The organism is Microbacterium schleiferi (assembly GCF_015565955.1).
Classification (GTDB): Bacteria; Actinomycetota; Actinomycetes; order Actinomycetales; family Microbacteriaceae; genus Microbacterium; species Microbacterium schleiferi_A.
Window position 1 is genome coordinate 3,268,311 of the sequence record NZ_CP064760.1, and the last position, 22,054, is coordinate 3,290,364.

Annotated in this window: 17 protein-coding genes and 2 pseudogenes; 8 read left to right on the plus strand and 11 right to left on the minus strand. The window is 68.6% G+C overall.

Annotated features, from left to right (window positions below):
• Positions 1–144 precede the first annotated feature (144 nt).
• Entirely contained in the window at positions 145–1,518 is a 1,374-nt protein-coding gene (gene dnaB, locus IT882_RS15975; protein ID WP_195692618.1) for a replicative DNA helicase, read from the minus strand.
• Positions 1,519–2,065: 547 nt separating this feature from the next.
• Here dnaB and IT882_RS15980 point away from each other — a divergent pair.
• Both IT882_RS15980 and IT882_RS15985 read left to right on the plus strand, forming a co-directional pair.
• The gene (locus tag IT882_RS15980; RefSeq protein WP_195692619.1) at positions 2,066–3,112 is read left to right on the plus strand and encodes a hypothetical protein; all 1,047 of its coding nucleotides are present in this window, start codon (positions 2,066–2,068) and stop codon (positions 3,110–3,112) included.
• Between the two features lie 87 nt (positions 3,113–3,199).
• On the plus strand, positions 3,200–4,516 hold the full coding sequence (locus IT882_RS15985; protein WP_195692620.1) for a hypothetical protein: 1,317 nt from the start codon (positions 3,200–3,202) through the stop codon (positions 4,514–4,516).
• Positions 4,517–4,583: 67 nt separating this feature from the next.
• Here the strand turns inward: IT882_RS15985 and rplI are convergent, their stop codons facing one another.
• From rplI to IT882_RS16010, 5 genes are all read right to left on the minus strand, one after another.
• Positions 4,584–5,036: a 50S ribosomal protein L9 gene (gene rplI, locus IT882_RS15990; RefSeq protein ID WP_195692621.1), complete on the minus strand. Its 453-nt coding sequence runs from the start codon at positions 5,034–5,036 to the stop codon at positions 4,584–4,586.
• A 9-nt stretch (positions 5,037–5,045) separates the two neighbouring features.
• Positions 5,046–5,300, minus strand: coding sequence for a 30S ribosomal protein S18 (gene rpsR / locus IT882_RS15995; RefSeq protein ID WP_195692622.1), 255 nt, complete (start codon positions 5,298–5,300; stop codon positions 5,046–5,048).
• Between the two features lie 45 nt (positions 5,301–5,345).
• Positions 5,346–5,843, minus strand: coding sequence for a single-stranded DNA-binding protein (locus IT882_RS16000; protein ID WP_195692623.1), 498 nt, complete (start codon positions 5,841–5,843; stop codon positions 5,346–5,348).
• A gap of 5 nt (positions 5,844–5,848) precedes the next feature.
• Positions 5,849–6,226 carry a 30S ribosomal protein S6 gene (gene rpsF, locus IT882_RS16005; protein ID WP_229382419.1) on the minus strand — a complete coding sequence of 126 codons (378 nt, stop codon included), beginning with the start codon at positions 6,224–6,226 and terminating at the stop codon, positions 5,849–5,851.
• Positions 6,227–6,430: 204 nt separating this feature from the next.
• On the minus strand, positions 6,431–7,090 hold the full coding sequence (locus tag IT882_RS16010) for a TMEM175 family protein (protein ID WP_195692625.1): 660 nt from the start codon (positions 7,088–7,090) through the stop codon (positions 6,431–6,433).
• Between the two features lie 72 nt (positions 7,091–7,162).
• On the opposite strand from IT882_RS16010, the gene IT882_RS16015 reads away from it, so the two are divergent.
• Positions 7,163–7,681: a hypothetical protein gene (locus IT882_RS16015; RefSeq protein WP_195692626.1), complete on the plus strand. Its 519-nt coding sequence runs from the start codon at positions 7,163–7,165 to the stop codon at positions 7,679–7,681.
• Positions 7,682–7,693: 12 nt separating this feature from the next.
• On the opposite strand, the gene IT882_RS16020 is transcribed toward IT882_RS16015, so the two are convergent.
• The 3 genes from IT882_RS16020 to IT882_RS16030 all read right to left on the minus strand — a co-directional run bounded on the left by IT882_RS16020 (position 7,694) and on the right by IT882_RS16030 (position 11,315).
• On the minus strand, positions 7,694–8,083 hold the full coding sequence (locus IT882_RS16020; protein WP_195692627.1) for a DUF779 domain-containing protein: 390 nt from the start codon (positions 8,081–8,083) through the stop codon (positions 7,694–7,696).
• Between the two features lie 159 nt (positions 8,084–8,242).
• A complete protein-coding gene (locus IT882_RS16025) occupies positions 8,243–9,793 on the minus strand; it encodes an aldehyde dehydrogenase family protein (RefSeq protein ID WP_195692628.1) in 1,551 nt (516 codons plus the stop codon).
• A gap of 151 nt (positions 9,794–9,944) precedes the next feature.
• Positions 9,945–11,315, minus strand: a complete 1,371-nt coding sequence (locus IT882_RS16030) for a GAF domain-containing protein (RefSeq protein ID WP_195692629.1) — start codon at positions 11,313–11,315, stop codon at positions 9,945–9,947.
• Between the two features lie 106 nt (positions 11,316–11,421).
• On the opposite strand from IT882_RS16030, the gene cofD reads away from it, so the two are divergent.
• Together cofD and IT882_RS16040 are read left to right on the plus strand one after the other, a co-directional pair.
• Positions 11,422–12,414, plus strand: a complete 993-nt coding sequence (gene cofD / locus IT882_RS16035; protein ID WP_195692630.1) for a 2-phospho-L-lactate transferase — start codon at positions 11,422–11,424, stop codon at positions 12,412–12,414.
• Between the two features lie 133 nt (positions 12,415–12,547).
• Entirely contained in the window at positions 12,548–13,582 is a 1,035-nt protein-coding gene (locus IT882_RS16040; protein ID WP_195692631.1) for an NAD(P)-dependent alcohol dehydrogenase, read from the plus strand.
• A 76-nt stretch (positions 13,583–13,658) separates the two neighbouring features.
• On the opposite strand, the pseudogene IT882_RS16045 reads toward IT882_RS16040, so the two are convergent.
• Positions 13,659–15,100 (minus strand): annotated as a pseudogene (locus IT882_RS16045) (CCA tRNA nucleotidyltransferase).
• Positions 15,101–15,530: 430 nt separating this feature from the next.
• Complete coding sequence (locus tag IT882_RS16050) at positions 15,531–17,075, minus strand: DUF7059 domain-containing protein (RefSeq protein ID WP_195694473.1); 1,545 nt, start codon at positions 17,073–17,075, stop codon at positions 15,531–15,533.
• A 105-nt stretch (positions 17,076–17,180) separates the two neighbouring features.
• Between IT882_RS16050 and IT882_RS16055 the strand changes: the two genes are divergently transcribed.
• The 3 genes and pseudogenes from IT882_RS16055 to trxB all read left to right on the plus strand — a co-directional run bounded on the left by IT882_RS16055 (position 17,181) and on the right by trxB (position 22,029).
• The gene (locus tag IT882_RS16055; protein ID WP_195692632.1) at positions 17,181–19,361 is read left to right on the plus strand and encodes a DUF6049 family protein; all 2,181 of its coding nucleotides are present in this window, start codon (positions 17,181–17,183) and stop codon (positions 19,359–19,361) included.
• Positions 19,358–20,956, plus strand: coding sequence for a murein biosynthesis integral membrane protein MurJ (gene murJ, locus IT882_RS16060; RefSeq protein ID WP_195692633.1), 1,599 nt, complete (start codon positions 19,358–19,360; stop codon positions 20,954–20,956). The genes IT882_RS16055 and murJ overlap by 4 nt, the downstream gene beginning before the upstream one ends.
• Positions 20,957–21,046: 90 nt before the next feature.
• Positions 21,047–22,029 (plus strand): annotated as a pseudogene (gene trxB / locus IT882_RS16065) (thioredoxin-disulfide reductase).
• Positions 22,030–22,054 lie beyond the last annotated feature (25 nt).

The window sequence follows — 22,054 nt, forward strand, 5'->3', positions numbered from 1 at the left end:
CATCTTCGCCGAGAACCTACACCGGGTCGACGGAGATGAGCCGCCCGATCACGTCGATGCCAAATCCATCCACCGCACTTGGCCGAATGGCCAAGTGCGGGCCAAGTTGACACAGAAACGGCCATCTTCACGTGGAACCTACATCTACCCGAAGTCGCCGGGGGCCATGTCGGCGAAGCGCGAGTAGTGACCCTGGAAGGCCACGGTGATGGTGTCGGTCGGGCCGTTACGGTGCTTGGCGACGATCAAGTCAGCCTCGCCCGCGCGCGGTGAGTCCTTCTCGTAGGCGGCCTCGCGATGCAGAAGCACGACCATGTCGGCATCCTGCTCGATCGATCCCGACTCACGGAGGTCGGACAGCGCCGGCTTCTTGTCGGAGCGCTGCTCGGGGCCACGGTTCAGCTGCGACAGGGCGACGACGGGAACGCCGAGCTCCTTGGCGAGGAGCTTGAGGGCTCGGGAGAACTCGGACACTTCCTGCTGGCGGGACTCGACGCGCTTGCCGCTGGTCATCAGCTGCAGGTAGTCGATCACGACCATCTTCAGACCGGCTCGCTGCTTGAGGCGGCGGCACTTCGCACGGATCTCGACGAGCGTCATGTTGGGGCTGTCGTCGATGTACAGCGGCGCCTCATTGATCCGGCCGCGGGTGGCGGCGATCGTCGTCCAGTCGCGGGAGTCGAGCGTGCCCTTGCGCATGTTCTGCAGCGGCACGGCGCCCTCGGCGCTCATGAGGCGCATCGCGATCTCGCTACGGCCCATTTCGAGCGAGAAGAAGATCGTCGGCATGTTGTTCTTGATCGCCGAGGCTCGGGCGAAGTCGAGGGCGAGCGTCGACTTACCCATCGCGGGTCGGGCAGCGATGATGATCATCTGTCCGGGGTGCAAACCGTTGGTGAGCTGGTCCAGGCCCTGGAAGCCGGTCGGGATGCCGGTCATCTTGCCGTCGCGGCCCCGGGCCGCCTCGATCTCTTCGAGTGCGGCATCCACAGCGATCTCGAGCGGCACGTAGTCTTCGGCAGTCTCGGCGCCGGTCACCGAGTAGATCTCGGCCTGAGCGGAGTTGACGAGGTCGACAGCTTCACCCTGCCCCGCGTAGCCCATCTGCACGATGCGGGTGCCCGCCTCGACGAGGCGCCGCAGGAGGGCGCGCTCGGCGACGATCGACGCGTAGTAGGCCGCATTGGCCGCAGTCGGCACGATCGAGGTGAGCGTGTGGAGGTAGTCGGCGCCGCCAGCGCGCTGCAACTCACCGGTCTTGATGAGTTCGTCGGTGACGGTGATGACATCGGTCGGCTCGCCGTGCGAATAGAGCGTGAGGATCGCCTCGAAGATCAGCTCGTGCTTGGGGATGTAGAAATCCGCGCCGCGGAGAGTCTCGATGACGTCGGCGACGGCATCCTTCGACAACAGCATGCCGCCGAGCGCGCTCTGCTCAGCGAGGATGTCGTGCGGCGGAGTGCGCTCGTGCTCGCGGGGTCCGCCGAGCCGATCCTCCGAAATGTCCGCAATCGACATGTATCCCCCTCCGCTATCTGTGATGTGAGTCGCTGTTCTGCTGCCGCCGGATGACCGACGTAGCGAGCGCCGCGACACACCGCTCCCGCCGTGCGACGAACCGGTCTTCCACGCTGAATCCGGATCGCCTCCCCACCGGGCACGACCACGCTAGGGATGGGTTCCGACACCCGCAACACAGCCTGTGGATAACTTTGTGGAGAAGATGCGGGAAACGCCGCTGCGCTTGTGAGAACTGCCTGTGGACAAAGGCTTGGGAAACACGGATTGTTGAGCCTGAATATCCCCTTGATCAGCCTTTTCTCTTTCCCACAGACTGTGGACAAGGTTGTGGTTGAACCTGGGATTGAAGGTTCGCTTTTTCGCGCTTCACTGTGTACAAGCGGCGGGCATTTTGCCTACCAGGCGCACCGCAAAGGTGCAAGTGGAGACGAGAGAAACCGAACGCCCGCGCGCAGGCAAGGGGGGTTGCGGGCGCCGCTCATCGGCGTATGATCCCGGCCCAAGGTGAGTCCGAAACCGACACGACCGCGAGCGGGGGTGAACGATGGATGAGCAGCACCACCGGCTAGCCGCGCTCCGTCGCGCGCTCCTGCTCAGCGGCGCCTCGCTCATCGCCGGCTTCGCGATCTCCCTCGCGGGCGCAACCGCCGCGAGCGCGGCCGAGGATGACGCGGAGGGCGGCGGGCTGCTGGGCGCCGTGACAACTGTCACCGACGCCGTCAGTTCAGCCGTCGGTGATCTCGACACCGCCGCCAGCGATGTCGTCGAGAAAGCGGCGGAGACAGCCGCGCCCGTCACGGAGGTTGTGCAGGCCGTCGTGCCCGCCCCTGTCGTCGCACCCGTTCCGTCCGTCGTGGAGGGTGCTTCTGAGGTCGCGCAGACGACCGTCGACCACGTCGAGGCCACGACGGATGCCGCGGTTGACGCCGTCCACCAGATCGTGGAGGCAGATCCCGTCAGCTCAGTGACCGATGCCGTGGTGTCCGGCGTATCGGGGATTCCCGCCGTCGGCGCTGTCGTCGACGTGGTCGTGCCCCCGTCGATCAACGACGCCGTCGCGAGCGTGTCGACCAGCCTCGATGCCACTCTCCAGGCTGTCGTCGGAGACTCCTCGAGCTCCGCGATCACGCTCCCCGAGGTGCCAACCGGCGTTCTCGATAGCGTCGTGCAGATCATTGTTCCCGCGGCCGATGAGGCACGCCCCCTGCCCGACATCCGCCCCGATCCCGACGGCGACACGGATGCCGTAAGCGCAGCATCCGTCGCGCCGGCGTCGACCTCCCTGAAACAGGCTTCCGACGGCCACCACGGGACCCGTGGTGTGTCGCTGACGAGCCCACCCGTGCTGAGCACGGCCTCGGGCATCGACGTGGGCGACTCGCCACGCGCTGGCGCGCCGCCGGGCGGTCCGCTCGCTCCTCCTGGCTCGTGCAGCCTCGGAACCGGTTCGGCCGGCACCGGCCCGGGCGCGCTTCACGCCGCCCTTCCCGGCGACGCCGCACTAACCCTGCACGCCGGCACCACGATATCCGCGTCGTCGGATGCCGTCCCGGCACCGCCCACTTACGCCACTGACGTCTCTCCTGATTGACGGGGGTCGTGCCGCGTCCCACGCGGCAGACGACCGCGCGCGCCATCCGGCACGCGTTCCCCACTCATCGATCAGGAGAAATTTCTCATGCGTACATTCATCAAGCGAGCACTCCTCGGAGTGGTCGTCGGGGGCGGAATCGCCCTCGCCGGGGCCGGGATGGCCCAGGCCGCCGAAACCGACGGCGACGACGGTCTGCTCTCAGGAACCCAGATCCTGCCGAGCATCGAGGTGCCCATAACGGTCGGCGGCAACGCCATCTCGGTTCTCGGGGATTCCTCGACCAACGACGCAGCGGCGTCGGCCCCCAGCGGTAACGCTTCGGGCGAGACCTCCGAGGCGAGCACCGACGGAAGCGACGGCGCAGCGTCGGGGACGCAGGGCATCGTGTCCGTCACGGTCCCGGTCACCGTGGGCGGCAACGCCATCTCGGTCGTCGGTGACAGTGACAGCACATCCGCAACCAGCGCCCCCGCGGAGCCGGCCGAGCCCGAGGTCGCGGTGAACCCGCAGACCTCCGGCGAGGACGGCATCCTCGGCGGCACTCAGGGCCTCGTTGACGCGACGGTTCCGGTGACGGTCGGCGGCAACGCCATCTCGGTTCTCGGTGACAGCGAGAGCACGGATGCCGACACCACTGCACCCACCGGCACCGGTGGCACCAGTGACCCGGGCGCACCGGAAACCTCGGGTGCTGACGCAACCCTCGGGGGCACTCAAGTGATCGCACCGGTCGCTGTCCCCGTGACGGTTGGCGGCAACGCCATCTCCGTCCTCGGTGACAGCGAGAGCACGGACGCCGACACCACCGCACCCGCGGACACCGCCGGCACCAGTGACCCGGGCGAGCCGGAAACCACCGGCAACGACGGCATCCTCGGCGGCACCCAGGCGATCGCCCCCGTCGCCGCCCCGGTGACGGCCGGCGGCAACGCCATCTCCGTCCTCGGAGACAGCACGAGCACGGATGCCGACACCACCGCACCCGCCGGGACCAGTTCCGGCACCCCGATGACCTCGGGGCAGGGCGGGATCCTCGGCGGAACGCAGGTCGCGCTTCCGCTGTCTATCCCGGTAACCCTGGGTGGGAACGCCGTTTCGGTCGTCGGCGATTCGGAGACGGGCGGGTCCACCACCCCGGCCGGCCCCGGTAACCCTGGTGACCCCGGTAACCCCGGCAACCCCGGCGACCCCGGCGACCCTGGCAACCCCGTTGACCCCGGTCAGCCGGGAACTCCGGGAACCGGTGGCAGCGGGACGACCGGTGGCGGTCAGGCCGCGGCCCTGAGCGTGACGGGCCTTGCCAGCACCGGCGGGACCGCTCCGCTGTGGGGCATCCCGGCAGCCGCGCTCATCGCCGGCCTCGCCGCGCTCCTGGCAAGCCGTCGCGCGGCTCGCCGCTGACGCAGAAGGGCGGATGCTGCAGACTCTGGGTCTGCGGCATCCGCCCCTGCGGAGGACTATCGCGCGATTACTTCGCGGCGACAACCTGCAGCGTGATCACGGCGGTCACGTCGTCGCGAAGACGGATCGTGGCCTCGTGCTCGCCGACCGACTTGATCGGCGACGTGATGTGGATCTTGCGCTTGTCGAGGTCACCGAAACCGGCAGCCTTGACGGCGTCTGCGACATCCGCTGGCTTGACCGAACCGAACAGACGGCCTTCGGAGCCTGCCTTGATGGCGAGCTTGACCTTGTTCGACTCGAGGGTGTTCTTCAACGCCACGGCCTCTTCGTGGTCGTGGATCGCGCGGGCTTCGCGAGCGGCGCGGATCGAGGTGACCTGCTTCTCGCCACCGCGACTCCACGCCACGGCGAATCCCTGCGGGATGAGGTAGTTACGGGCGTACCCGTCCTTGACCTCGACAACATCACCGGCGCTACCGAGCCCGGCGACCTCGTTCGTGAGAATGAGCTTCGACATGGGGACTCCTTAGCGGCCAGCGCCGGCGTAGGGCAGGAGCGCCATTTCGCGCGCGTTCTTGATCGCGCGGGCGATCAGACGCTGCTCCTGCACCGAGACCCCGGTGATACGACGGGCGCGGATCTTCCCGCGCTCCGAGATGAACTTGCGGAGGGTGGCGACATCCTTGTAGTCGATGACGCCGACCCGGATTGCCTTCGCCGGAGCGACCGGCTTGCCGCCCTTGCGCGGCTTGCGGCGATCGCCGCTTGACTTTCCAGCCATGGGTTTTCCTTACGTGTGAAACGGATGCCGCGGCATCCGTGGTGCTTAAAACGGAGTGTCGTCGCCGTAGGTGCCGGGGGCAGCCCAGGCATCGGCGTTCGAGGAACCGGGAGTGGACCAGGGCTCGTCGGCAACCTGACCGCGGGACTGGCCACCGCCACCGCCGCCACCACCGCTACTCGCGGCGCGGGTGACCTGAGCGGTCGCGTAGCGCAGCGACGGGCCGATCTCGTCGACCTCCAGCTCGATAGCGGTGCGGTTGTTGCCTTCGCGGTCCTGGTAGCTGCGCTGCTTGAGGCGCCCGGTCGCGATGACGCGGGATCCCTTGGTCAGCGAGCCGGCGACGTGCTCAGCGAAGTCGCGCCAAACGCTTGCGCGGAGGAACAGCGCTTCGCCGTCCTTCCACTCGTTGGCCTGACGGTCGAAAGTGCGCGGCGTGGATGCGATCGTGAAGTTCGCGACCGGAAGCCCGTTCTGCGTGTACCGCAGTTCGGGGTCAGCCGTGAGGTTACCCACAACGGTGATGACGGTTTCGCCGGCCATGATCGTCAGGCCTTCGCGTCTGCGGTCTCGGTGCGGCGGGCGCGGGCGGGAGCGGCAGCCTTGCGAGCAGCCTTCTCCTCGGAGCGCTTGGCCTCCGACGCGACCATCGCAATGGCCTCTTCGGCGCGAAGCACCTTGGTGCGCATGATCTGCTCGTTCAGCTTGAGCTGACGGTCGAGCTCCTGCGCGGCGTCGCTGGTCGAGGTGAAGTTGACGACGGCGTAGATGCCCTCGTTCTTCTTCTGGATCTCGTATGCGAGCCGGCGCTTACCCCAGACGTCGACACTGTCGATCGAGCCACCATCGTTGGTGATGACTGCGAGGAACTTGTCGAGGGTCGTGGGGACCTGGCGCTCGTCGATCTCAGGGTTGATGATCACCATGAGTTCGTACTGGTGTGTGTGCGTCACTGACCCACCTCCTTCGGACTAGAACGGCTGTCGGGCATTTCCCGGCAGCAGGAGGGTGTGTGCACGTGTCCTCGCGAGCTTCCGGGTCGGAAGTCGCACAGGACAACCTTCACAGTGTATCGGATGCGGCATCCGGCGCCCAACAGCGGGTTTCGTCGCCGATCGCCCGCCGCCCGGTCAGCTGCGCGGTTGCGGCGCTCGACCGGAAATTCGTCTGATGAGGTGGCGAACGGGGCGCGCCAGGAAGAGGCCGAACAACCAGAAGTAACCGACCTGGGGGAACAGGAGCATGAGCACCATCGCCGTCGCGAACAGGATCGTCAGGATGATCCCCACCGTGATGCCCTCGCGAAGGCGCTCGGGCTTCTCGTTGTGGAGGCGCGGATGGCGTAGCACGTAGACCCGCGTGAGCGTGAGGACGAGGCTCGTCAGGGTCAGCGATCCGACATAGAGCACGGTCTGGATGGGGTCGGGTTCGAAAGTTCCCGTGATCGCCGTCGCGACCGGCAGCCACACGATGGTGAGCATCCACAGCACCGTGAGCCAGATGAGGCGCTCATCGACGCGTTCGACGCGGGCGAAGATCCGGTGGTGACTGAGCCAGAACTCCGCGATGAGCACGAAGCTCAGAAGGAACGTCAACAGGTTCGGCCATTCCGCCACGATCCACGCACCGGCAGTAGGCTGCTCCGCACTGCTGACGCTGTCCATCAGGGGCAGGATCAGCAGCGTCATGGCGATGGCAACGACCGCGTCGGTGAACGCCTTGAGACGTTCGGCGGACGGCAGCTCGTCATCCACAGCCTTCCCGGCATCCTCGCGCTGCGGTTCGGTCATGGCGACAACCTACCGGGAGCCAGGTCGTGGCGTTCGATACCCTCGGCAGAACGACCGATCCGGGGGATGTCGATGAACAGGTACAACGAAGACGCGCTTCTGGGTGAAGCGTCAACGATTCTCGGAAACGACGAGGTCGTGATCGCCGCGGGCTATTTCAGCCTCGGAGAGCTCACGGTGGCTGCCGCGCGCAGAGGCGGTGACGCCATGATGGATACGTCGATCTTCCTGAGCGACAATCTCATCGTTGATGCCGTAGGCGCCGTCATCGGCATGGCAATGGGCGCCAAGAAGGCCGCGAAGGCGGCGGGTGCGACCCCCGAGGTCATCGTTGCGATCACCGCCGACCACATTCATGTCCTCAACCGCGATACGGGGGGCGAGCTCAGATCCGAGTACGCGAGCTTCCCGCGCGCCGCCACCCAATTCGTCGTCAGCAAGACCGGATCATTCGTTGCATTCACCCTGAAGGATCCGGAATCGAACACGTTCGTGCGGCTCCACGGGAGCCTGTCACGACTCTCTCCGGCATCCACCGGTGACCGTTTGGTGCTCGACCTCCTTGCGGCCAACGAGCACGAGGACCACTGACCGCACGCGAGTTCAGCTGAGCCCGAAGTACTCGAGTTCGGCGTCGTTCAGCATCCGGGATCGGATGATGAAGCGCTTGCCGGTGGGACTTTCGACGCTGAACCCCGCGCCGCGGCCGGGCACCACGTCCACCGTGAGGTGCGTGTACTTCCAGTACTCGAACTGAGACTCCGACATGAAGAACTCGATCGGATCGATTCCCTCGACCTCGAGCGTGCCGAGTTTCACGTCGCTCGGCCCGGTCATGAACATCCCGACCGGGTAGCACATGGGGGCGCTGCCGTCGCAGCATCCGCCCGACTGGTGGAACATGAGCGGGCCGTGCTGCCCCGCGAGTTCGCGCAACAGCGCGGCGGCGTCCTCGGTGACCGCAACCCGTCCATAGGTTCCAACACTGACCATGCTCTCCCTCTCCCTGTCTCCCCGCCGACGTCATCCGTGAGACGGAACCTGGCGCGCGAGACGTTCGCCCGTCCATCGCGCCAGGTTCCGTTTCACGATGCTTCGCCGGCGGGGGTGTGGGGGCGGCACCCGTGACGGATGCCGCCCCACGACGCCGGTTTAGAAGAAGCCCATCGGGCCTTCGGCGTACGAGACCAGCAGGTTCTTGGTCTGCTGGTAGTGATCGAGCATCTTCAGGTGGTTCTCGCGGCCGATGCCCGACTGCTTGTAGCCACCGAACGCGGCGTGCGCCGGGTACTGGTGGTACGTGTTCGTCCAGACGCGTCCGGCCTCGATTGCCCGGCCCGCCCGGTAGGCGGTGTCACCGGACCGGCTCCACACTCCGGCGCCCAGGCCGTAGAGCGTGTCGTTGGCGATGTGGATGGCGTCATCGAACCCGTCGAAGGACGTGACCGACACCACCGGACCGAAGATCTCCTCCTGGAAGATCCGCATGTCGTTCGTGCCCTCGAATACCGTCGGTGCGACGTAGTACCCGCCCGACAGGTCGCCGCCGAGGTCGACGCGCTCGCCCCCGGCGAGGAGCTTCGCGCCGCCGTCCTTGCCGATCTGGATGTACGACAGAATCTTCTCGAGCTGGTCGTTGGATGCCTGCGCGCCGATCATGGTGGCCGGATCCAGCGGGTTGCCCTGGATGATCTTGCCGACCCGCTCGAGTCCGTCGCCGAGGAACTGGTCGTAGATGGAGCGCTGGATGAGGGCCCGCGACGGGCAGGTGCAGACCTCGCCCTGGTTGAGGGCGAAGAACGTGAAGCCCTCGAGTGCCTTGTCGTAGTAGTCGTCGTGGCGTTCGCGGGCGACATCCTCGAAGAAGACGTTCGCGCTCTTGCCCCCGAGTTCGAGCGTGACCGGGATGAGGTTCTGCGACGCGTACTGCATGATGAGGCGCCCGGTCGTGGTCTCGCCCGTGAACGCGACCTTGCGGATGCCCTTGTGCTGCGCGAGCGGGGCGCCGGCCTCGATCCCGAAGCCGTTGACGATGTTCACGACACCCGCCGGCAGCAGATCACCGATGAGATCGAACAGGAACAGGATCGATGCGGGCGTCTGCTCGGCGGGCTTGAGGACGACGCAGTTGCCGGCGGCAAGCGCCGGTGCGAGCTTCCACGTCGCCATGAGGATCGGGAAGTTCCAGGGAATGATCTGGCCGACCACACCGAGCGGCTCATTGAAATGGTACGCAACGGTGTCTTCGTCGATCTGGCTGAGCGAGCCCTCCTGAGCGCGCAGCACGCCGGCGAAGTAGCGGAAGTGATCGATCGCGAGCGGGATGTCGGCGGCCAGCGTCTCGCGGACGGGCTTGCCGTTCTCCCACGTCTCAGCGACCGCGATCGCCTCGAGGTTCGCCTCCATACGGTCGGCGATCTTGTTGAGGATGTTCGCGCGCTCGGCGGGGGTGGTCCGCTTCCAGCTCTGGAACGCCTTCCACGCGACATCCACGGCCCGGTCGATGTCTTCGACGGTGCCGCGGCCGACCTCGCAGAAGGGCTTGCCGGTGACGGGGGTGATGTTCTCGAAGTACTGGCCCTTGAGCGGTTCGACGAACTCGCCGCCGATGTAGTGGCCATAGCGGGGACGGTAGGTGGCGACGGAGCCGCGCTCGCCTGGCGCGGCATAGACGCTCGAAACGCCTTCTTCGACGATGGTCATGCTGAGTCTCCTTCGACTGCGTCGCGACGGCCGTCGTCGCGATGGGTCGACGGTAGGTGAGGCAAGGTTGCATTCCGTTGCAGCCTGGCTCGCGGCATCCGTTGCACGTGAAACGGATGCCGCACTCACGCCTGGGCGGGGGGCTCCGGCGTTAGGGCTCGGCGCGCTCGAGGAGTTCGATCCGCGCGACCAGCCCCGCCCGCTTCGGCGACCGCGCCGGGAGCATTGACAGACACAGCCGCAGCACCTCGACGTCGTCGGCTCCAGCATCCGTGTCAGCGAACGCGAGCAGCACGTCCAGGCTCGCCTCGGCCACCAGGGCCTCCCGCAGCGTGACCCGCACCGTGTCGCGGAACTCCTCCACGCCCGGCGCCGTCGAGTCTGGAAGCACGTCGCCACGGTAGGCGGCGAGCGCGACCCGATGCGCGCCGCGGTCGAGCAGCGAGAGCACCTGGTGCGCGTCGGTTTCCAGCGGTGTCGTGAGCCGGTAGGGCCGGGACTCGGGGGCGAGCGAGGGCGCGACCCGCTCGAGGATCTTGCGCAGCCGCACCATCTCGGCGCGCAGCGTCGTGCTGGCCTCCGGGTCGCCGTACACGAGCTCGCCGAGGAGGTCGGCTGAGACGCCCTGGCGGTGGGTGGCGAGGCACAGCAGGATCTCGGCATGGCGGGTGGTGAGCTCGCTCACTCGCAGGTGTCCGTCTGCGAGGGTCTCCAGGAGAGCGCGGTCACGGCCCAGCACCCGCAGGGTCGCGACGACGGATGCCGAGGCCGGCCGCATGCGACGGGGCTGAGGCGTGTCGGCATCCGCCCGGTCCGCCGTCGCTGCCGTGCGCGGGGCGGCCGCCCGTTCCCGCAGGCGCGCGAGCAGCAACTCTCCCTCCACGGCGCGGGCCGTCGCGTCGACCAGGAGCTGGGCCTGAGCGGATGCCGCCGGATCGTCGCCGGTCACGTCGATGACGCCCAGGAGCCGGCGGGTCTCGGGGTCGTGCACGGGCGCCGCGGTGCACGACCACGGCTGAACGAGCCGGTTGAAGTGCTCCGCGCCGCGGATCTGGACGGATCGATCCAGGGCGAGCGCGGTTCCCGGCGCTGCCGTGCCGACCGCCGTCTCTGACCAATCAGCCCCGGGGACGAACCCCATGTCGCCGGTCAAGGAGCGCAGCGTGCGGTCGCCCTCGACCCAGAGCAGTCGCCCGGCTGCATCCCCGACGGCGACGATGACGCCGGAATCCTCGGCGGCACCGGGGATCAGCAGCCCCCGGATCATGTCCATGACCGACCCGAGCGGATGCTGTGCCCGCAGCAGCTCGAGTTCCTCGGCGCTCAGGGCCAGCGGCGGAAGGCCCTCGACACCCACACGCCCCTCACGCGAGCGGCGCCAACTCTCCCGCACGACCCCTCGCACATCGGCGACCCGCGCATCGCCGTCGTTGCCGAGCACGAACTCCTCGCGGGCGCGCTCGATGATCAGCCTCGAAGAGTCGGGGGTGGAACCCGACCCCGGGGACCACGGCGAGGGCATGCGGACTCCGATCGGCGCTGATCGTGATCGGCGCGAGTGTCTGCCCGCGCCGGTGCGCTCCAGTGTAGGCGCGGCGGCGCGCGCTGTCGCCGGGTAGCGTTGCCCCGTGCGGATCACGGTGCTCTCAGGTGGTGTCGGCGGCGCGCGCTTTGTGAGTGGCGTGCGCGAATGGGCACGTCGGGATGCCGCAGCGCAGAGCCTTGCCGAGGATGCAGCTCACGACATCCGTGTGGTCGTGAACACGGGCGATGACTGGTGGCTCGCGGGACTGCGGATCGCGCCTGACCACGACTCACTGCTGTATTCACTGAGCGGTCAGAACGACACGGAGCGCGGGTGGGGCCGGCGCGAGGAGACGGAGCGGGTCGCGGCAGAGCTCCAGGCGTGGGGCGTGACGCCCTCCTGGTTCACGCTCGGTGATCTCGACCTCGGCGTGCACATCGCCCGCACCGCGTGGCTGCGGGCCGGGGTGCCGCTGAGCGAGGTCTACCGGCGACTCGGGGAGCGCTGGCCGCTCGGGGCGACGCTCATTCCCGCGACCGAGGACGAGGTCGACACCCACGTGCACACCACCGATGGCCAGCGCATGCACTTTCAGGAATGGTGGACGAGGCACCGCGCCGGCATCCCGGCCGTGCGCTTCGAGAACGCCGGGATCGAGACGGCACAGCCCTCCCCGGAAGCCCTCGAGGCGATCGCGGATGCCGACGTCGTCCTGATCGCTCCGTCAAACCCCGTCGTCTCCATCGGACCGATCCTCGGCATCCCCGGCCTGCGCGACGCGGTTCGCGCGACGTCCGCTCCTGTCGTGGGAGTCGCGCCCGTCATCGGCGGGAGGGTCGTGCGCGGCATGGCCGACGCGTGCCTCACCGCTATCGGGGTCGAGACGGATGCCGCAGCCATCGCCCGACACTATGCTGCTCGCGGCGCAGATGGCGTACTGGATGGCTGGCTCCTCGCGGAGGAAGACGCGGCATCCGTTGATGGACTCACCCAGGACGGCATCCTGACCCGCGCGGTTCCGCTGTGGATGCGGGATGCCGACACCTCCGCCGCTCTCGCCGGCAACGCGATCGCCCTGGCCCGCGACGTGCGCTGAGGCTGCCGCTGGTCGCAGGTTGAGTGGTCAGCGGCCACACGTCAAGAGGGTGGCTTTCCTCGGCGATGTGAGCGATGGTGGCGATGGTTGGGTGGAACCCGCCGCCCCGACCACGCACCACAAGGAGGACCCGATGAAAGCTGTGCAATACCGCGAGATCGGCAAAGGCCCCGAGGTCGTTGACATCGACGTACCCGAACCGGGACCCGGGGAGATCCGACTCAAGGTGCTCGCCGCAGGCCTCTGTCACTCGGACTGGTTCCTGATGGATCTGCCCGAGGACCAGTACGTCTACCCGCTTCCGTTGACCCTCGGACACGAGGGAGTCGGCGAGGTCGAGAAGCTCGGCGACGGCGTCGACGGCGTGCAGGTTGGCGAGCGCTACGCGATCTACGGGCCCTGGGGATGCGGCGTCTGTCACGCCTGCGCACAGGGCAAGGAGAACTACTGCCCGCACGCGGCCGAGATGGGAATCGCCCCTCCGGGCCTGGGCGCGCCGGGGGCGATGGCCGAATACGTCATCGTCGACGACAAGCGACACCTGGCTCCCCTCGGCGATCTCGACCCGGTCGAGTCGGCGTCGCTCACGGATGCCGGACTCACGCCCTACCACGCGATCGCCGCGGCCCGAGACAAGCTCACCCCCGGAACGACGGCAGTCGTGATCGGAGTCGGGGGCCTCGGCCACCTCGGGATCCAGATCCTTCGCGCCACGACAGCCGCGACCGTGATCGCCGCCGACGTCTCTGACGACAAGCTGGAGCTTGCCCGTAAAGTCGGCGCCCATCACACGCTCCGCTCCGACGACGACGCCGTGGCACGCATCCGCGAACTGACCGGCGGGGAGGGTGCTGTGGCGGTATTCGACTTCGTCGGCATCCAACCCACGATCGATCTGGCCCGCGAGACCATCGCCGCCGACGGGTTCATCCACATCGTCGGCATCGGCGGCGGAACGCTGCCGACCGGCTTCTTCTCGACCCCCTACGGCGCCGCTGTTCGCGCTCCCTACTGGGGGACGCGACCGGAGCTGCTCGAGGTGCTGGACCTGGCGCGCGCGGGCGCGATCGGCGTGCACGTCGAGCGGTACGGCTTCGACCAGGCGGTCGAGGCCTATCAGCGACTGCACGACGGCGCCGTGCAAGGCCGCGCCGTGATCGTGCCGTAGTCACCCTATTCGACTGTCACAGACCGCGCGTTCCGGCGATCGGGCGCAGCGGTTTGTGACAGTCGAGCCTCGGGGTTCAGGCTCGGGCGGCCCACCACTGCTTCAGGCGCCGCTCGGCCTCGGCCTCCCGAGCACCCCCTCATCCAGCCGCAGATCGAGCAGGAACCGGTACGCCTCACCGACCTCCCGGCCGGGACGGATGCCGAGCACCTCCTGGATGCGGTTCCCGTCGAGCTCGGGGCGCATCGCGTTGAGTTCTTCCTGCGCCGCAAGCTCCGCGATGCGGCGCTCGATGTCGTCGTACGCGGATGCCAGGCGCGATGCCTTCCGCTTGTTGCGGGTCGTCACATCGGCGCGGGTCAGGATGTGCAAACGCTCGAGTTCGTCACCGGCATCCCGCACATATCGCCGGACGGCGGAATCGGTCCACGCACCCTCGGCGTACCCGAAGAACCGCAGGTGCAGCTCGATGAGCGTCGTGACGGTATCGATCGTCGCCGCGTCGAACCGCAGCTCCTTGAGGCGCTTGCGCGCCATCCGCGCACCCTTGATGTCGTGGTGGTGGAACGTGACTCCGCCGCCCGGCTCGAGCCGACGCGTCGCCGGCTTGCCGATGTCGTGCAGCAGCGCCGCCAGTCGCAGCGGAACGTCGGGCCCGGCATCCGGATGCCGCTCGTGTTCGAGCTCGATGGCCTGCCGAACGACCGTCAACGAGTGCTCGTAGACGTCCTTGTGGTGGTGGTGCTCGTCGATCTCGAGACGCAGCGCCGGAACCTCGGGCAGGAACTGCTCCATGAGGCCCGTCTCGACCAGCAGACGGATGCCGCGCAAGGGATCCTCGGTCTGCATGAGCCGCACGAGCTCGCTGTGAATGCGCTCGGCGCTCACGATCTGCAGGCTCTCACGCAGCCGGTGCATGGCCGAGATCGTGTCGGCATCGACCTCGAACGACAACTGCGACGCGAATCGGGCGGCGCGCAGCATCCGAAGCGGATCATCCCCGAAGCTCACGTCAGGGTCGGCGGGAGTCCGCAGCCGCTGCGCGAGAAGATCCTCGACCCCGCCCGCGGGATCCACGAGCTTCTGAGACGGGACCCGCAACGCCATGGCGTTGACGGTGAAGTCGCGACGCACGAGATCGCCCTCGAGAGTCTCGCCGAACTCGACAGTCGGCTTACGCGTCACGCCGTCATAGCTGTCGGCCCGGTACGTCGTGATCTCGACCTGTTCGGCACCGCCACCGGGAAGCGCGATCCGCGCTCCGATCGTGCCGAACTCCCGCCCGATGTCCCAGTGCGCGGTGCTCAGCGGAGCCACAATGCGCAGGATGTCGTCGGGCCGCGCGTTCGTCGTGAAGTCGAGGTCGTGCGTGCTCCGGCCGAGCAGCGCGTCGCGCACGGGCCCGCCGACGATGGCCAGTTCGAAGCCCGCCTGCTCGAATGCCGCCGCAACCGTTGCCACGACGGGGGAGGTGGCGAGAGAGCCCAGGCGCGCGACACCCTCAGCCATGTTCAGCATGGATCGAGCCTACCGTCGGCCTTTCGGCGTTCCCGAGCTGAGGTCAGTTCGCTGCGCGGGGTTGTCCTGTTGGTCCGCTGCACCGTCTTGGGGTCCGCGGAGCGGGGTGCGGGTCAGGGGGACATGCCCTCGCCGGCTTTGCCGGCTCCCGCCAGACCCGGTGCCAGCCCCCTGACCCCCACCCCGCTCCGCTCCCAGCTCTCGAGCGGATGCCTCACTCCGCACCTCGAGGCCAGGACACGCCGCCCTCGCCGGCTGCGCCGGCTCCCGCCAGACCCGGTGCCAGCCCCCTGACCCGTACCCCGCTCCGCTCCCAGCATCTGGGCGCATCCGCCGTTCGGCACCTCAACGTCGGAACCTGCCTTCGCCGGCTGGCGCCGGCTCTGGCGAGACCCGAGGCCAGTGTCGGGCGGATGGGCCGTTCCGCGGGTCAGGCGACGGGATCGAGGAAGCCGAGGAACGCGAGCTCGCGCACGCGGGGCAGGAGGTCGGCGCGAAGGGCCGCGGCATCCACCTCGAGCAGCTGAGCGATCGCATCGATGAGCACCCCGACCGGAAGGTCGCCGTCGCACGCACCGACCAGCGCCGCAAGTCCGGGGTCAACGGTGAGGGTCCGTCCGAACCCTCGGCCCTGGCGCAGTTCGATGACGGTGGGATCCTCGGCCCCGGGCACGAAGTGACGCGCTTCGGTGACGTCGGACGGGGTGGTGAGAACGGACGCCGCGAGCCCCGCATCGTCTCGCGCACCCAGCACATCGTGCACCGCGAGGGCTCGGGCAAGGTCCGCGCCGAGGCCCTCCTGCGGCGCTGACGAGGTCACGCGCTCGTAGCGCGAGAGTGCCGTGGTGCCCGGCGCCGGTCGGCGCAGCAGAACGTACCCGAATCCGATGCCGGTGACCCCGCGCTCCTCGAAGTCCTGAAGCCACAGGTCGATCAGCGCGGCGTACTCGGGTGAGCCCGGTTGCGTTCCACCGTCCCGCACCCACAGCTGCGCATACTCGAGCGGGCTGAGCACCTCGCGCTCGATAATCCACGCATCCATCGAGACGGATGCCGCAGCCACCCACTCCCGCACCCGTTCAAGCCCGTCACGGTCTTCGCGGTACTCCCAGTTGCCCAGGAACTGCGCGACGCCGCCGTCCGTGAGCACGTCCGCGACGCCGGTCACGACCTGGCGCACGAGATCGTCGCCGACTGCGCCGCCGTCGCGGTACTCGTACGCCGGCGCAGCCGCCCCCTCAGCCGTCGTGCCGCGGGGGGTGATGACGAAGGGCGGATTGGACACGACGCGATCGAAACGCTCGCCCGCCACCGGGTCGAACAGGCTCCCGCTGCGCACCTCGACGCCCTCGACACCGTTGAGGAGCGCCGTGAGACGCGCGAACCCGAGGGCGCGCAGCGAGATGTCGGTCGCGACGACCTCATCGGCGTACAGGCGCGCGCGAAGGGCCTGGATGCCGCACCCGGTGCCGAGGTCCAGCACGCGTCGCGCGGGCGTGGGTAGCTGCAGGGAGGCGAGAGTCAGCGAGGCCCCTCCGACGCCGAGCACGTGGTCGGTCGGCAGCGCGCCCTCGAGGGCCGCTTCGTCGAGATCACTCGCGATCCACCACTCGCCGTCGTCGGCATCCGACGCGCCGCCCCATTCCTGCGGGCGCACCAGCGCCGCAGGCACGACGGTGTCGCCCTCCATCGTGGCCAGGCCGAGCGAGACGAGCCCCGCCACACCCGTACGCGGGAGCGCGGCCTCCACGGCCGCGACCGCCTGAGGCATCCCCAGACCCAGCAGACGAGCGAGGGTCGCCAGGGCATCGTCGCGGTGCGACAGCGCACGCACGGCGGGGCCCCGAAGCCCCCGCCCGATCGCGGCATCGCCGACGGGTCCCCACGCGCTCCGGAGCGCCGGGGCCGTGAACCCGGCAGCGGTCAGGTCGGACGCGAGGGAAGCACAGATCGCGGGGTCTGGATGAAGGGGCATCGTCACGGATCCATTCAAGCGCGGACGGCCTGCGGGATGCTCCGAGGCGCGGACCGTAGAATTCCCGCGGGATCCGCACGATCAGCGGTCGTCCCGCGACACGACATGACCGCGCCCACCCCACTCTCCGCATCCGTGCCCCCCGGCACCGCTGCGCCGCGCCGCTGGAGCGGTCTTGCGGGACTGGTTCGGCGCGCGTCAGCCACCCTCGCGATCGCGGTGCTCGTGGCCGCCGGCGCCGGTGTCACGGGTGTCGCCCCGGCCGCCGCGACAACGACACCGAGCCCGAGCCCCACTGCCTCGGACCCGCAGGTGGTGGCTGCGCCTCTTGCCGGCGGCGTGGTCTCGCCCGGCGACTCCCTCGCCATCTCGATCGGTCTCACTGCAGGAACCACGGCACTACCGGCGACCCAGGCGACCGTCTCGGTGGGCACCGACCCGCTCGCCACGCGGTCAGACATCGACGACTGGCTCGCTTCCCCGGCCGAGGACCGTGCCCCGACGGTCGTCGGTACCGCGTCGCTGGATCCGGCAGCGGCCGACGAGCGGGCGAGCGCGATCGTTCGCGTTCCCGCGAGCGATCCCGTCCTCACCGACCGCGCTCCGGGCGTGTACCCCGTTCTGACGACCGTGACGGCAGCGGGGCGCACGCTGCAGTCGGCATCCGTCTTCGTCATCCCCACCGCGGCGACGACGGACGTCGCCGTCATCGTGCCCATCACGGCGCCACCGACCGGGCGCGGGCTGCTCAGCACAGACGACCTCGCCGGGCTCACCGCCCAGGACGGCTCGTTGACGGCGGCACTGACCGGTGTTCAGGGAACTGACGCGATCATCGCGGTCGATCCCGCGATCCTCGCCGCGATCCGCGTGCTCGGCACCACCGCACCGGCCACGGCCCGCGACTGGCTCACGCGCTTCGAGGCACTCCCCAACGACCGATTCGCGCTGCAGTTCGGCGACGCTGACCCGGCGGCTCAGGTCGCCGCCGGCGTCGTCCCGCCCCTGGCGCCGACGTCGCTGGCCGCCTACATCGACCCGACAGGCTTCGCGGGCGACGACCCCGCACCGACCCCCACCCCCACCGGTACTGCAACGCCCTCGAATTCCGACACGGATGACGCATCCGGGCTCCCGACGCTCGACGAACTCATGGACGTCGGCGCGACCACGGCCCTCTGGTGGCCCGAGTCTGTCACGGCAGACGTCCTGTCAGCCCTCGGCGCCGGCGGCACTCTCACGATCACCGCGACGACCGCGATCGCGACCCCGACGCCTCCCGCCCGCGCGCGCGCCGGGGAAGCGGGCCTCCTGGTGACGGATGCCGACCTGAGTGCAGCGCTGTCGAGGGCTGCCGATGCTCCCGACGCCCTTGACCGCTCGGCAGCGCTGGCCGAAGCATCCGCCCTCGAGGCACTCCCCGCGACCGGGGGCGCGACGATCGTCGCGCTCGATCGCAACCCGGACAGGACCGCGGTCGCGCTGCGTGCGGCTATCGATGCGGCGCAGACCTTTCCCGGCGCCCGGCCTCTCGCCCTCGGCACCGTCATCAGCGGCGAGCCGGGCGAGGTGTCGATCAGCGATGAGGCGCTGGCCACGGCACGGGTCGACGCGGTGCCGCGACTGCTGGACGGTGAACAGCGCATCGAGACCTTCGCCAGCGTCATCGCCGACCCGACGCTGCTGACGGGCGTCGAGCGGGCAGAGATCCTGCAGCTGCTGAGCCTCGGCTGGACCGGACAGGATGCCGCCTGGGCTGAGGCTCTCGACACCCATGCTGCTGCGACGCAGACGACCCTCTCGGCTGTCGGGATCCTGCCCCCCAGCCCGATCCAGCTCGTGGCCGCCGACGCCGAGATTCCGGTCGGCATCCGCAACGACCTGCCCTACCCGGTCACCGTGACCCTGCATGCGCACAGCGACGATCTGCGCCTCGAGGTCGCGGAGGACATCCCCGTCGAGATCGGTCCGGAGCAGAGCACTCGAGCCTCGCTCCCGGTGAAGGCGCGCGTCGGTAGCGGCACCGTCGAGGTGGACCTCTCGCTCACGAGCCCGACGGGTGTGCGCATCGGACCCGAGCAGTCGCTCGAAGTCAACGTTCGCGCCGACTGGGAGACGATCGGTCTCATCGTCCTATCGGTGCTCGCGGCGGCGTTCCTGCTCCTGGGCGCCGTGCGCACCGTGCGCCGGATCAGACGCCGCCCCGAGGCCGAAGAGCCCGAGACCGCGGGTCCCGACACCACGACGGATGCCGACACCACCGAGCCGCCGAAGGAGCAGTCGTGAGTTCTATCGGACGTGCGAGCACCCTCATTGCCGCGGGCACGCTCGTGTCGCGGCTCACCGGCTTCCTTCGCTCTGTCGTGCTGGTGGCGGCAGTCGGAGCGGTGGGAAGTCGGGCAGCTGACGCATTCACGGTCGCCAACCAGCTGCCGAACAACCTCTACGCGATCATCTCGACAGGCCTGCTGACAGCGGTCGTCGTGCCGCAGATCGTGCAGGCTGCCTCGCACGCCGACGGCGGACGCGCGTTCATCTCCAAGCTCTTCACCCTCGGCACGGTAGCCCTCGTCGTCACCACCGCGATCGGCACGATCGCCGCTCCGCTGCTCGTGCAGCTGTACGCGTCGCAGTTCACGCCCGAACAGTTCGCTCTCGCGACAGCCTTCGCCTACTGGTGCATCCCGCAACTGCTCTTCTACGGGCTCTACGCCCTGCTGGGCGAGATCCTCAACGCCCGGCGCGTGTATGGACCGTTCACCTGGGCACCGATCGCGAACAACATCGTCTCGATCGCGGGTTTCGGCGCCTTCATCGCGATCTTCGGCGGCCCCGTCACCGAGGTCACTGACTGGACGCCGACGATGATCGCCCTGCTCGCCGGCACCGCCACGCTCGGCATCGTGGTCCAGGCCGTCGTGCTGATGGTCTTCTGGGTGCGCTCGGGACTCCACCTGCGTCCCGACTTCGCGTGGCGAGGCGTCGGCCTGCGCAACATCGGTCGCCTGGCCGGCTGGACCTTCCTCATGGTGGTCGTCGGCCAGATCGCCGGAATCGTCCAGAGCCAGGTCATGTCGGTCGTGTCCGGTGAGGCGCCAGCCGCCACCGTCGCCGCCAACGCCTGGCTCCTGTACATGCTGCCCTTCTCGGTGTTCGTGCTGTCCATCGGCACCACCTACTTCACCCAGCTGAGCGAGCACGCCGCCGCGGGCCGCGACGAAGACGTGCGCGCCGACATTGCGCGCAGCATCCGCCTTCTCGGCCTGTTCATGGTGATTTCGACAGCGGTCCTGGCCGCGGCGGCCGTCCCCGCCTCCCGCATCTTCACCACGACCGCCGACGGCGCGGTCGACGCATCCTGGGTGCTCCTGGCATTCCTCATCGGGCTCATCCCCCAGACCGTCCTGTTCATCATCGGGCGCGTCTTCTACGCCTACAACGACACGCGAACGCCGTTCCTATTCACCCTCGTGCAGGCCGGCATCGTCATGATCACGGCGGCGCTCGCGCTGAACCTGCCCACCGCGTTCGTGACCGCCGGAATCGCGCTCGGCCAATCCCTCGCGGTGTGTGTGCAACTCGCCCTCGCGACCTGGTTCCTGCGCCGCCGCCTCTCGCGCATCGGCATACGCCGCTGGATGCCGTCGCTTGCGCTCTTTGCCGCCGCCGCCGTGCCCGCCGGAATCGTGGGCTGGGGCGTCTACCTGCTCTCCGGCGCCGACACCGGCTGGATGGTCGAAAGCCAACTCACGGGCGCCCTGGGTTCAGCGCTGATCGGCATCGTGGCGTTGGCGGTCTATGTCGGCATCCTTGCGTTGCTGCGCGTTCCCGAACTGGCGACAGCGTGGCAGACAGTCCGCAGGCTGATCTCGCGGCGGTAAGTGTTTCGCTGCCTGGACGCCCCCGTGTTCGGGGAATGCTGCGCGGCTAGCATGTGTTGAAGCATCCGGAACCGCAACGAAGGGTCGCTCATGCGCAACGTCATCATCATCGGGTCCGGCCCTGCCGGGTACACCGCAGCCATCTATGCGGCCCGTGGTGGACACCAGCCGCTCGTCATCGCCAGCTCGGTCGAGGCTGGCGGTGAACTCATGAACACCACCGAGGTCGAGAACTTCCCCGGCTTCCCCGACGGGATCATGGGCCCCGACCTGATGGCAAAAATGCAGGCCCAGGCCGAAAAATTCGGTTCTGAGATCGTGTACGACGACGTGGTGTCGGCGTCGCTCGACGGTCCCGTGAAGTCTGTCACCCTCGGGTCGGGCGCGGTGCACGAGGCTCACGCGGTGATCTTCGCGACCGGTTCTGCCCCCGCAAGCTCGGCATCGAGGGCGAGAAGACCTTCTCGGGCCGCGGGGTGTCGTACTGCGCGACCTGCGACGGATTCTTCTTCCGCGAGCGGACGATCGCCGTGGTCGGCGGCGGCGACTCCGCCATGGAAGAGGCGACGTTCCTCACCAAGTTCGCGTCGAAGGTCTACGTCATCCACCGTCGCGACGAACTGCGTGCGTCCAAGATCATGCAGGATCGTGCGTTCTCGAACGAGAAGATCGAGTTCATCCTCAACAGCGAAATCATCGACATCACCGGGGGCGACCAGGTCGCCGGCGCCACACTGCGTGACACGGTTACCGGTGAGACCTCCGAGCTCGAACTGGACGGAATCTTCGTGGCGATCGGTCACGACCCGCGGACGCACCTCGTCCACGGGGTCCTCGACCTCACCGACGAGGGCACGATTCAGCTTGAGGGCCGCTCTTCTCGCACGTCGGTGCCGGGTGTCTTCGCAGCCGGCGACGTGATCGACCCGACCTACCGCCAGGCCGTCACCGCTGCCGGATCGGGAGCGGTCGCTGCCCTGGACGTCGAGCACTACCTCGCCGCCCTCCTCGACGACGCCACCGACCCGCTGCCAGACGAGCCCGTCGACGTCCCCGACCAAGCGATGGCCTGAGCCGGTCGGCTCTGTCGGAACAATC